The 11,517-nt window shown below is 74.7% G+C and carries 12 protein-coding genes; 6 read left to right on the top strand and 6 right to left on the bottom strand.

Annotated elements, in window-relative coordinates; all coding sequences use genetic code 11:
* The coding region (locus ACS04_RS15280; RefSeq protein ID WP_048477136.1) for a hypothetical protein at window positions 1–185 on the bottom strand (185 nt) is incomplete at its 3' end.
* A 503-nt stretch (window positions 186–688) separates the two neighbouring features.
* Here ACS04_RS15280 and ACS04_RS15275 point away from each other — a divergent pair.
* Entirely contained in the window at window positions 689–2,167 is a 1,479-nt protein-coding gene (locus ACS04_RS15275; protein WP_048477135.1) for an NsdA family TPR-like regulatory protein, read from the top strand.
* 66 nt (window positions 2,168–2,233) lie between these two features.
* Here the strand turns inward: ACS04_RS15275 and ACS04_RS15270 are convergent, their stop codons facing one another.
* From ACS04_RS15270 to ACS04_RS15260, 3 genes are all read right to left on the bottom strand, one after another.
* Window positions 2,234–3,490, bottom strand: a complete 1,257-nt coding sequence (locus ACS04_RS15270; protein ID WP_048477134.1) for an NAD(P)/FAD-dependent oxidoreductase — start codon at window positions 3,488–3,490, stop codon at window positions 2,234–2,236.
* A 155-nt stretch (window positions 3,491–3,645) separates the two neighbouring features.
* Complete coding sequence (locus tag ACS04_RS15265) at window positions 3,646–4,539, bottom strand: TIGR01777 family oxidoreductase (protein ID WP_048477133.1); 894 nt, start codon at window positions 4,537–4,539, stop codon at window positions 3,646–3,648.
* Window positions 4,540–4,563: 24 nt separating this feature from the next.
* Window positions 4,564–5,229 carry a VIT1/CCC1 transporter family protein gene (locus ACS04_RS15260; protein ID WP_048477148.1) on the bottom strand — a complete coding sequence of 222 codons (666 nt, stop codon included), beginning with the start codon at window positions 5,227–5,229 and terminating at the stop codon, window positions 4,564–4,566.
* 210 nt (window positions 5,230–5,439) lie between these two features.
* On the opposite strand from ACS04_RS15260, the gene ACS04_RS15255 reads away from it, so the two are divergent.
* Window positions 5,440–6,531 (top strand): PP2C family protein-serine/threonine phosphatase, encoded by a 1,092-nt coding sequence (locus ACS04_RS15255; RefSeq protein ID WP_063839270.1) that lies wholly within the window; start codon window positions 5,440–5,442, stop codon window positions 6,529–6,531.
* A gap of 135 nt (window positions 6,532–6,666) precedes the next feature.
* On the opposite strand, the gene ACS04_RS15250 is transcribed toward ACS04_RS15255, so the two are convergent.
* On the bottom strand, window positions 6,667–6,924 hold the full coding sequence (locus ACS04_RS15250; protein WP_048477132.1) for a hypothetical protein: 258 nt from the start codon (window positions 6,922–6,924) through the stop codon (window positions 6,667–6,669).
* Between the two features lie 121 nt (window positions 6,925–7,045).
* On the opposite strand from ACS04_RS15250, the gene ACS04_RS15245 reads away from it, so the two are divergent.
* Window positions 7,046–7,417 carry an ArsC/Spx/MgsR family protein gene (locus ACS04_RS15245; RefSeq protein WP_048477131.1) on the top strand — a complete coding sequence of 124 codons (372 nt, stop codon included), beginning with the start codon at window positions 7,046–7,048 and terminating at the stop codon, window positions 7,415–7,417.
* 152 nt (window positions 7,418–7,569) lie between these two features.
* Complete coding sequence (locus tag ACS04_RS15240; protein ID WP_245236400.1) at window positions 7,570–8,127, top strand: hypothetical protein; 558 nt, start codon at window positions 7,570–7,572, stop codon at window positions 8,125–8,127.
* A gap of 55 nt (window positions 8,128–8,182) precedes the next feature.
* Here the strand turns inward: ACS04_RS15240 and ACS04_RS15235 are convergent, their stop codons facing one another.
* On the bottom strand, window positions 8,183–9,124 hold the full coding sequence (locus ACS04_RS15235) for a Gfo/Idh/MocA family protein (protein WP_398025110.1): 942 nt from the start codon (window positions 9,122–9,124) through the stop codon (window positions 8,183–8,185).
* Between the two features lie 261 nt (window positions 9,125–9,385).
* On the opposite strand from ACS04_RS15235, the gene glnII reads away from it, so the two are divergent.
* The gene (glnII, locus tag ACS04_RS15230) at window positions 9,386–10,405 is read left to right on the top strand and encodes a glutamine synthetase (protein WP_048477129.1); all 1,020 of its coding nucleotides are present in this window, start codon (window positions 9,386–9,388) and stop codon (window positions 10,403–10,405) included.
* Between the two features lie 428 nt (window positions 10,406–10,833).
* On the top strand, window positions 10,834–11,472 hold the full coding sequence (locus ACS04_RS15225; RefSeq protein ID WP_048477128.1) for a winged helix-turn-helix domain-containing protein: 639 nt from the start codon (window positions 10,834–10,836) through the stop codon (window positions 11,470–11,472).
* The last annotated feature ends 45 nt before the right edge of the window (window positions 11,473–11,517 follow it).

Genomic DNA, 11,517 nt, shown 5'->3' with positions numbered 1-11,517 from the left:
ATGTCGTACGAGGTCCAGCCCGCGAGCCGGGTCAGATCGGCCGCGGCCGCGAAGAGCCGGCGCCCGGTGGTCTCCCCGTACGTGCCGCAGCGCCGGCACTCGGCCTCGGTCAGCTCGGGCGCGGGCAGCGGTGCGGGCACGGTGTCGTCGGCGGCGGGTTCCGCCCGGGTGGGCCTGCGGTTCATGTCGCGCAGCGTACGCGGACGGAGGGGGTCGGCCCGTAAAGCGCCCTGCCGAATCCGCGCTGCATGCGGAGTTCTCCGGGTCCCTCGCGCCGATCATGCGCGAGGTGCTGCGCAGGTGGTCGCGGTGGGCGCAGGCGGCTTCGAAGCCGGCCCGCTTCGGCTGGGCGACGGTCCGGGCGCCTCGGCCACGCCCGGACCGTTCCGTTCACGGGTGGTTCGGCAGCCGGCCGTCGCGCCGCCGCAGCAGGCCGGCGGGTTGCACTCCTTCGCGGCATCCCGCAGCCGGTCATCGTCGTAGAACCGGCTGCCTCCACGCGGTCCCCCACGGAATACCTGTCGGTAGCCCTTTCTGGCCACGAGCGACTGTCCACCCCGCGTCCTGTTCTGCACACGATCGGATGAATGTGGGACAGAGGGGGCGGCCTGAGCGGAGTTCGCCGCTACATTCACGCCGTTCACAGGGCCGGGACCCCGGTCCGTCACGTCAGGAAACCGTGGAGCCGATGACGGAACGACCTGCCCAGCGCGTCCCCAACCGGCAGCTCGCGGCGCTGATCGCGGAAGCCGGGTTCTCCAACGCCGGTCTCGCCCGCCGCGTCGACCAGCTCGGCCTGGAGCACGGTCTCGATCTGCGGTACGACAAGACCTCCGTGACCCGGTGGCTGCGCGGACAGCAGCCGCGCGGGACCACCCCGGCCCTGATCGCCGAGGTCTTCACCCGGCGCCTGGGCCGGCGGCTCTCCGCGCAGGACCTGGGGCTGGACGCCTGCGCCCCCGTCTACGCCGGCCTGGAATTCGCGGCCACTCCGGAGGAGGCCGTGGACATCGCCAGCGGGCTCTGGCGCAAGGACTCCGGCTCCCACGCCGAGCTGCGGAAGATCGCGTTCACCCCGGCCGGGCTGGTCGTGCCCAGCCGGGACTGGCTCATCGGGCGCGCCGACGAGCGCGTGGGCCGCGGCGCGGACCCGGCAACCGCAGCAGCGGCGGCGGCATCGTCGGCAACCGCGACGGCGCCCCGCGTCCCGGTCCAGGGGCGCGGCTCGGTGCCCCGGCAGCGGCAGATCGACCGGGGGCCCGGCCAGCGGGTGACCAGCGGGGACATCGCGGCGCTGCGCTCGGTGAGCGAGCTGTTCCGGACCCTGGACCACACCTACGGCGGCGGCCACGCCCGCCAGGCCCTGGTGCGCTACCTGGAGCACGAGGCCGAGCCGATGCTGCGCGGCACGTACGGGGAGACCACCGGGCGCCGGCTCTTCGCGGCCGCGGCCGATCTGACCCGGCTCGCGGGCTGGACCTCGTACGACATCGCCGCGCACGGGCTCGCCCAGCGCTACTTCGTGCAGGCGCTGCGGCTGGCGCAGGCCGCCGGGGACCGGCCCTACGGCTCGTACGTGCTGGTGACCATGAGCCGGCAGGCGGTCTACCTCGGCCACGGCCGGGAGGCGGTGCAGCTGGCCCGCGTCGCGCAGCAGGGCGTCGGCTCGGGGCCGCCGCCGGTGGTGCAGGCGCTCCTGCACTCGGCGGAGGCGCGCGGGCACGCGGTGCTCGGCGAGGTCCGGGCGGCGACGGCCTCGCTGGTGCGGGCCGAGCGGGCGCTGGGCGCGGCCCGGCCGGGGGACGACGTACCGCACTGGGCCCGCCTCTTCGACGAGGGGCAGCTCGCGGACGAGTTCGGGCACTGCCACCGGGACCTCCAGCAGTACCGGGCCTCGGCACAGCACGCGGAGCGCGCGCTCCAGCTGCGGGCGCCCGGGTTCGCGCGCTCGCGGCTGTTCTGCCGGGTGGTGCTGGCGACGGCGCGGCTGGGGTTGGGCGAGCTGGACCAGGCGTGCGCGCTGGGCGCGGAGGCGGCGCAGCAGGCGATGGAGATGCGGTCGGTGCGCGCGGTGGAGTACGTACGGGACTTCGAGCGGCGGCTGGAGCCGTACCGGGACGCCTCGGCGGTGCGGACGTACCGGGACCGGGTGGCGGCACTGTCCTGAGGCCGCGCGGGCGGGCCCGGTTCCGCGGGGGAACCGGGCCCTGGGCTCACGGGCGGATGGTGGTTCTCAGGCCACCGCCCGGACCGCGGGCTCCGCGCTCGCCGGGAGCCGGATGCCGAAGTCGCGCAGGACGGCGGTGGCGGCGCGGCGGGCCGAGTGCAGGGCGCCCTGGACGGTGTTGGAGTCGCGGTGGTCGCCGCACACGTACAGCCCGGCCAGGACCCGGACCGGGCGGCGCAGGTCGTACGGCGGCGGCATCGCCGGGACGGCCTCCGGGGCGTGGTGGACGGCCAGCAGCTCCCAGTCGCGGGTGCCGGTGCCGTACAGCCTGGCCAGGCGCGAGGCGACCGTACGGGCGGGTGGCGGCGGGCCCAGCACGGTGGTGGTGACCAGGCTCCGGCCGGCCGGGGCCCGCGTCGGGTCGACCGCGCTCATCACGGCGGTGTGGGCGACGGGCCAGCGCGGATCCCCGTCGAGCAGGAGGGAGCCGTCCCACGGGAGCGGGGCGGCGGTGGCGTGGTGGATGACGGTGACCTCGTGGAAGGCGGGCACCCGCAGCCCCGGCAGCAGTTCGGCGGCGGCCCGGGCGCCCGTGGCCAGCACGGCGGAGCGGCAGCTGAAGTCGCCGTGCTCCTCGGTGGTGACCAGCTTGGTCGCCACCGACCGGACCCGGACCCCGGTGCGCACCGTGCCGGGCGGCAGGGCGGCGGCGAGGAGTTCGGGCAGGGTGGCGGCCCCGCCCTCGGGCACGGCGAGCCGGCCGCGGGCGAAGGTGCGCAGGGCCAGGTCGGCGACCCGGCTGGAGGTGGTGAGCTCCGGATCGCGCAGCAGTGCGGTGAGCAGGGGGCGCAGGGTCGCGCCGAGGGCCCGGGAGCGCAGGGCGGCGAGCGCGGTGCGCTCCGGGCGTGCCAGTACACGGTCCACCGGCAGGGCGGCGAGCCGGCCGAGGTAGGCGCTGAGGCGGGCCTGGTCGAAGGATCCGCTGGCCAGTGCGCGGGCCGGGGTCAGGGCCCCGGCGCGCAGCTGTCGGCCGTCGGTGTGGATGAGCACCCCGGGCGCGAAGGGGCGCAGGACCAGGCCGGCCAGGCCGGGGGTCCGGTCGAGTTCCGTGTACGAGGTGTTGAGCAACTGTCCGATCCGGTCCAGCCGGAATCCGTCGACGTGCTCGGTGGCCATCCGGCCGCCGGGATCGTCGGCCGCCTCCAGGACCGTGACCGTGACCCCTGCGGCGATCAGGTGGTGCGCCGCCGCGAGTCCTGAGACCCCGGCTCCTACGATGACGACGTCCGCGTGCTGTGCGGTGCGGTGCGAGCTGGTGAGCACGTGCCCCTCCCCGAGGTCGACGCGGCTGTGTGGGAATCCTCCTTCCCCCAACCGGCTCCAGGGGAACCCGAGTTCGGTGGGGTATTACGGCCGGGTCCGGTCGCACACCGGTCGCACCCGGGTCACAGACGGTCGCATGGGCGCGGGACCGCCGGCTATTCGGCCAGTGCGGCGCGGATCGACTGGTCGATGTCCGGGTCCCGGAAGGTGAAGCCGGACTCCAACAGCCGGGCCGGGCGCACCCGCTGGCTGCCGAGCACGTCCCCGGCGAACTCCCCGAGCGCGAGGCGCAGGGCCGGAGCCGGTACGGGGAACAGCGTGGGCCGGTTCAGGACGCGGCCCATCGCGGCGGTGACCTCTTGGTTGGTCACCGGTTCGGGGGCGGTGAGGTTGAGGGGGCCGGACAGGCCGGGGGTGTCGATGGCGTGCCGCAGGGCGGCGATCTCGTCGCGCAGGGAGATGAACGACCAGTACTGGCGGCCGTCGCCGAGCCGGCCGCCGAGCCCGGCCTTGAAGATCGGGAACAGCCTGCCCCAGGCTCCGCCCCCGGCGGCGACGACCAGTCCGGTCCGGGCGAAGACCGTGCGTACCCCGGCCGCCCGGGCGGGGGCGGCGGCCGCCTCCCACTCGACGCAGACCTCGGGCAGGAAGCCCTGCCCGGCGGGGGCGTCTTCGTCGACGGCCCGGTCGCCGGTGTCCCCGTAGTAGCCGATGGCGCTGCCGCTGACGAGGACGGCGGGCGGCGCGTCGAGCGCGGCGATGGCCCGGGCGATGGCGTCGGTTCCCGCGACCCGGCTGTCGCGGATCTCCTTCTTGTACGCGTCGGTCCAGCGGTGGTCGCCCACCCCGGCCCCGGCGAGGTGGACGACGGCCCCGCAGCCGGCGAGACCGGTGGGGTCCACGTACCCGCGCCGCGGATCCCACTCGGCCTCTTCGGGCACGGAGGGCGTGCGCCGTACGAAGCGCACCACCTCGTGCCCGTCGGCCCGGAGGGACCGTAGGAGTGCCTGTCCGATGAGCCCGCTGGAGCCGGTGATCGCGATGCGCATGCCCCCATCATGGCGCCCCGGCGGTCAGGACCCGCCCAGCAGGGTGCCCGCCGCATAGGTGACGGCCATCGCCAGGGCGCCGCCCGTGACGTTGCGCAGGACCGCCCGGGGCGCCGGGGCTCCGCCCAGGCGGGCGCTGATCACCCCGCACAGCGTCAGCGCCGCCAGTACCGCCACCACCGTCACCGGCACCCGCTCCGGCGGCTCCGGCAGCGTGATCGCCAGCAGCGGCAGCAGCGCCCCCACCGTGAACGCGATCAGGCTCGCGAACGCCGCGTGCCAGGGGTTCACCAGTTCGTCGGGGTCGATCCCGAGCTCCACCCGCGCGTGGGCCCTCAGCGCGTCGCGCTCCGTCAGCTGCACGGCCGCCTGCCGGGCGAGTTCCCGCTTCAGCCCTCTGGCCTCCAGCAGCGCGGTCAGTTCCGCCAGCTCCGCCTCCGGGTCCTGCGCCAGCTCCTGCCGCTCCGTCTCCAGGGCGGCCTGTTCCGAGTCCCGCTGGGAGCTCACCGAGACGTACTCCCCCGCCGCCATCGACAAGGCCCCCGCCAGCAGTCCGGCCACCCCGGCCGCGAGGATCGAGGCCCGCGCGGTGGTGGCCCCGGCCACGCCCACCACCAGGCCCGCGGTGGAGATGATCCCGTCGTTCGCGCCGAGGACCCCGGCCCGCAGCCAGTTCAGCCGGGACCCGATCTCCGCGCTCCGCCCGGCCGTGCCCGCACCGGCGCCGCCGCCCGCCCTCGCCCCCGCGCCGGCGTCGGCGTCGGCGCCCGGGTCCGCGCCGGCGCCGGTGCCCGCATCCGCATTCGTCACGGCACCACTCTCGGCGCCCGGGCCCCGCGGGGCCACCCGGCGGGGCCGGTCCGGCGTGCGCGCCCCGCGCCCCCGTACCAGGGTGGAGGGGTGAGACGCCGACGGGAGGAGCCTGGCTGGCTGCACGGGAAGCCGCCGCCGCGCTGGGCGCGGCTCGCACCCGCCGTGGCCCTCGTGGTGCTGGTGCTCGCGCAGGCCACCACCCCGGGCGACATCGAGCTGGGCTACTTCCTGGCCGGCCTGCCCCCGGTCGCGGCCTTCGCGTACGGAGCGGCCGGGACCGCCGTCTTCGCCGGGATCGTGCTCGTCCTGCTCGGCGTGTCCTCGCTCGGGGTCGGGCACGCCCAGGGCGCCGACCTGGCCACGGTGGCCGTGGTCGCGCTGCTGAGCGTGGTGATCGCCTGGGTGCGGCGGCGCCGGGACGCGCAGCTGGTCAGCGTACGGACGGTCGCGGAGGCGGCGCAGCTCGCGGTGCTGCCGCCCGTACCGGAGCAGGTGGGTCCGGTGCGCTGCGCCGGGCTGTACCGGGCCGCCCAGCGCGGCACCCTGGTCGGCGGCGACCTGTACGACGTGCGGGCCGGACCGTACGGGGTACGGGCGCTGGTCGGGGACGTGCAGGGGCACGGGCTGGCGGCGGTCGGCACGGTGGCCGCGCTGCTCGGTGCCTTCCGCGAGGGGGTGCTGGACGATCCGGAGCTCGCCGCGGTGGCCGCCCGGCTGGACCGCAGGCTGCTCGCGGACAACGCGAGCTCGGAGGAGGGGGCCTCCGAGCAGCCGGAGCTGTTCGCGACGGCGCTGCTGCTGGAGTTCCCGCCGGGGCTGGACCTCGTACGGATCCTCTCGTGCGGGCATCCGCCGGCGCTGCTGCTGCGGGGGTCCGCGGTGTCCGAGCTGGCCGTGGTGCCGGGGCCGCCGCTCGGGCTGGGGCTCGCCGGGCCGGACCTCGCGGTGGTGGCCGACGTACGGCTGCTGCCGGGCGACCGGCTGGTCGCGCACACGGACGGGGTGACGGAGGCCCGGGACGCGGCGGGCGAGTTCTATCCCCTGGCGGCCCGGCTCCCGGCCCTGGAGCGGGACCCGGCGGGGCTGGTCGAGGCGGTGTGGCAGGACCTGCTGAAGTTCACCGCGGGCGGCCCCGGCGACGACGTGGCCCTGCTGGTGCTGTCCCTCCCGGAGTCCTGACGGCCCGGCCCGCGGGGAGGCCCGGCGTCCGGCGTCCGGGCAGGTGTCCGTCACGCGTCCGGGAAGTCCGTCAGGGGTTCCGTTCGGCGTCCGGCAGGCCGTGGAGCCGGCCGGCCGGACGCCGTCGGGCAGGGCTCAGGCTCCGTTGCTGACGATGAAGGCGCGGACCAGCTTGCACGTGACGTTCGACGGGCGGTGGACGCCGGTGCGGACGGCCATGGTGCGGATCTTCCGGTTGGTGGCGCGGCGGGCGTCGTACGTCCCCGAGTCGAGCAGGGATATCGCCAGCCGCATCGCCTTCAGACGGCGGTTGTGGCTCTCGTACCACTCGCGGGGCAGGCCTGCCGGCAGCGGCTTCTTCTTGACGGGCTCGAAGGTCATGGCAGTGGCCATCTACAGCCTCCCAAACGGTAGTTGGCTTCCTGTCGTTCTCCCTCGATTTTACCGGGGACCACTGACAAAAGCCCCTGGCCAGACAGGCTCCGACCCAGACGCGCCGCCTAGGCTGGTGAGCATGGAGATCTGGATCAATCCCGCCTGCTCGAAGTGCCGCGGCGCCCTGACCCTGCTGGACGCGGAGGGCGCCGAGTACACGGTGCGCCGCTACCTGGAGGACGTACCGTCCGAGGCCGAGATCCGCGAGGTCCTGGGCCGGCTCGGCCTGGAGCCGTGGGACATCACGCGCACCTCGGACCCGCTCGCTAAGGAGACGGGCGTACGGGAGCTGCCGCGCGAGGAGACGGACGGGGCCCGGGACCGCTGGATCGCGCACCTGGCGGCCCACCCCGGGCTCATCCAGCGCCCGATCATCACGGCGCAGGACGGTACGGCGGTGGTCGGCCGCTCGGAGGAAGCGGTCCGCGAGGCCCTGTCCCGGCGGCCCTGACCCGGGGGTCCTGTGCCGCAGCGCCCTGTCCCGCCGGCCCTCACCCGGGGGCCCGCGCCCGTTCCTCATCTCGGCCTCACCCGCCCACCCATAAGCTGTGAAACGTGACAAAGGGGGATACACCACACTAAGGACCGCATCAAAGGACGGCGATGACCGACGAGCAGGCCCGGCCCGACGAACACGGCCCGCAGGAGCGGGAACGGCTCCCCCGGCCCCACCTGCCCCCACCGCGCCGGGGCGCCGACTGGATGTTCGGCGGGGTCTACGGGACCGTGCTCGCGTCCGGCCTGCTGGCCGCGCTGGACCAGGCGGGCGGGAAGTCCACTCCGTTCTACGACGCGAGCTGGGTCCTGGTCACCGCCGGCGCGGCCGCGCTCGCGCACGGCTACTCGCACCACATGACCAGCCATCAGTCCGGTTCGGCCGCCCACCGGTGGCGGGTGCTCTCACGGGCGCTGTGGAACGAGTGGCCGATGCTGGTGGCCACTCTTCCCACCGTCCTGCTCCTGCTCGCCTCCGGGCTCGCCCACTGGGACTCCCACGCGGTGACCGCCGTCGGGCTCGGCCTGAACACCGCGCTGCTGTTCGCGTGGGGCTCCTTCGTGGCGCTGCGCGTCGGCTACCGGCTCGGTTCGGCCCTGCTCACGGGTTTGGCGGACGCCCCCATCGGCCTCGCCATCATCGTGGCCAACGCCGTCATCAAGTAGCCCCGCCGCGACCCGGGGCGCGCGGCCCGCGGGGCGGCAGGGCGGCAGGGCGGCGTCACTGCGGCAGCTGGGACTCGGCCTCCGCCAGGATCTCCGTCAGGCGGGCCGCGAACCGCGCGTCCCTGGGGTCCGCCACACCGGTGCGGGCGGCGGTCAGCAGGGCGTCGAGGGCGCGCCCGTACGCACCCGGTACGTCGGTCCAGTCGGGCAGCGAGAAGACGCCCTCGGCCCCGCGCAGCTCAAGGCCCACGCCGGCCGCAGCCGTCGGCGCGCCCAGGCTGAGCACGGCCGTGCTCGCGGCACCCGAGGCGTGCCGCAGCGCCAGCTGGACCACGTCGGAGGGGCCGCGGGTGGCGGAGACGGACGTGACGTCGCCCAGGACCGGGATCAGGACGGACAGGGCGTGCGGGCCGACGTCCCACAGCCCGCCCTTGGCCTTGCGCCAGGGCGACGCGGCGTACGCGCTGGGCGCCCCGTCGGGCGGGAAGACGGCGCCGAGCCAGTGGGCGCTCGCCGTGAACCACCCGCTGCGGGCGGCCTGCTCGGCGACCCAGCCGGCGGCCGGCTCCGCGAAGCGGAGGGTGAGGAAGACGACGGAGGCCACGCCGTGCCGGGCGGCGGCGTGGGCGACGGCGTGGGCGTCCTCGGCGGTCGTGGCGACGGGCTTGTCGAGCAGCAGGTGGCAGCCCACGGCGGCCGCGCGCACGGCCATCGGGGCCTGCACGTCCGGCGGCAGGGCGAAGGCCACGACGTCACAGTCGGCGAACAGCTCGTCGGCGTCTTCGTACACCTTCACCCCGTACGCGTCCGCCAGCTCGGCCGCGGCCTCGGGGCGGCGGCCCCACACTCCGGCGAACTCGGAGCCGGCGTGCGCGGCGAGGGCGGGGGCATGGGTGCGGTGGGCCCAGGGGCCGGTGCCCAGCAGGCCGACCCGGGGGCGGGTCGGCGGGCGGGGGGAATCCGCGGGGTCGTCGGCCGAGTTCAAATCGTACGAAATGCTCACCCGCACAGTGTGCCCCACTCGGACGGGTGTGCTGCCGTCAACCCGCACAACCCGCTCGACCTGCGGCGTAAACCTCGGTAACACGGGGTTCACACACGGGCAACGGAAGAGAAATCGCGAACGGGCACGCTGCGGTCACACCGCAACGCACCGCAGTACGACGAACGCGACACGACGAACGCGGCACGACGAACGCACGACCAACGCAGCACCCGCAGAGTCTGTGCCGGAGCGACGCACCGAAGGATGGGGCCCGTGAGCTACAAGGCTGAGTACATCTGGATCGACGGCACCGAGCCGACGGCGAAGCTGCGCTCCAAGACGAAGATCCTGGCCGACGGCGAGGCTCTGCCGATCTGGGGCTTCGACGGATCGAGCACCAACCAGGCCGAGGGCCACGCCTCCGACCGCGTGCTCCAGCCGGTGTTCTCCTGCCCGGACCCCATCCGCGGCGGGGACAACGTCCTCGTGCTGTGCGAGGTCATGAACATCGACATGACCCCGCACGAGTCGAACACCCGCGCGCTGCTGCGTCCGGTCGCGGAGCGGTTCGGCGACCAGGAGCCGATCTTCGGCATCGAGCAGGAGTACACCTTCTTCGACGGCATCCGGCCGCTCGGCTTCCCGGTGGGCGGCTTCCCGGCCGCGCAAGGCGGCTACTACTGTGGCGTCGGCGCCGACGAGATCTTCGGCCGCGAGATCGTCGAGAAGCACCTGGACCACTGCCTCGCGGCGGGTCTGGCCATCTCCGGCATCAACGCCGAGGTCATGCCCGGCCAGTGGGAGTTCCAGGTCGGCCCGGTCGGCCCGCTGGAGGTCTCGGACCAGCTGTGGATCGCGCGCTGGCTGCTGTACCGCACCGCCGAGGACTTCAACGTCTCGGCGACGCTGAACCCGAAGCCGGTGAAGGGCGACTGGAACGGCGCGGGCGCGCACACCAACTTCTCCACGAAGGCGATGCGCGAGGACTACCGCGCCATCATCACGGCCTGCGAGGCGCTGGGCGAGGGCTCGAAGCCGCTGGACCACGTGAAGAACTACGGCGCCGGCATCGACGAGCGCCTGACGGGTCTGCACGAGACCGCCCCGTGGAACGAGTTCAGCTACGGCGTCTCGGACCGCGGCGCCTCGGTCCGCATCCCGTGGCAGGTGGAGAAGGACGGCAAGGGCTACATCGAGGACCGCCGCCCGAACGCGAACGTGGACCCGTACGTGGTGACCCGCCTCATCGTGGACACCTGCTGCACGAGCCTGAAGAAGGAGGGCCTGGTCTGAGACCGGCCCCGCTCCTGCCCCCCTCTTCCGCGGTACGACGCCCCTCCTCCGCGGTACGACGCCCGCCGAGCCCCTGTGGCCCGGCGGGCGTCGCCGCAGGTCCGCGGGAGGCCTGGTAGCGGAATTTGAGATTCCGATCCACCAGTTGAGACAAGACGTGCTCTGGGGCCGTCCCGTCTGCTTCAATGACGCCCATGGCCAGCCACTCGTACACCTCGAACGGTCGCAGCGACCTCGAGCCGTTCTGGCCCTCCCGTCAGGATCACGACTTCGACCGGGTGTGTTGCCGCACGGAGAACGCGCCGGCCCTCTAAAGCCTTTCGGGATCCGCCACCAGAGCTTCCCCGAGGCCTTCGGTCCGCGCGGTACGCGATGACGTACGCACGTCCTCTCCTGCCGGCCACTTCGCGTGAAAGAGCTGACCACTCATGTCTCACACCCGTTCCCTGATCCCTGCCGCCTCCACCGCGACCGCGACCGCTGCGACCGTGCCCCTCGCCCATCCGGCCGGTCCTCGCCACCGGCTGCGCGCCGTGGACCGCGACGAGGCCGCCCGCGTGGTCGACCTCCTGCCGCCGGGAGCGACCTGGATCCCGGCGCCGCAGCACGCCCTGCCCACGCTGCCGGGCCAGCCGCCGATGGTCGGCTACCTGGTCCTCGTACCGGCCGGGGCGGACGATCCGCGGCCGCCGGTCGTCTTCGCCCCGCAGTCCGTACCGCAGCCCGCCGCGCAGTCGGTCGCCCCGTCCGCGCCACAGTCCGCGCCGGCGGCAGCCGCCACCGGGGACGAACTCGTCCGTATCGACGCCGCCCGGCGCACGGCCGAGGTCGACGGCCGGGTACTCGACTTGACCTACCTCGAATTCGAGCTGCTGGCCCACCTGGTGGCGCACCCGCACCGGGTGCACAGCCGGGACCAGCTGGTGACCACCGTCTGGGGCTACGGCCACGTGGGCGACGGCCGGACCGTCGACGTCCACATCGCCCGCCTGCGCCGCAAGTTGGGCGCCACCCACCGCGGCGCGATCCGGACCGTACGCCGCGTGGGCTACAAGTACGCGCCCTGAGCGTCCCGGACGCACCAGTGGCTGGGCCCGTACCCCTGCGCGGAG

The organism is Streptomyces roseus (assembly GCF_001044425.1).
Taxonomy (GTDB): domain Bacteria; phylum Actinomycetota; class Actinomycetes; order Streptomycetales; family Streptomycetaceae; genus Streptomyces; species Streptomyces roseus.
Note: the sequence above shows the minus strand (reverse complement) of the source record. Positions and strands in the feature narration are given on the sequence as shown.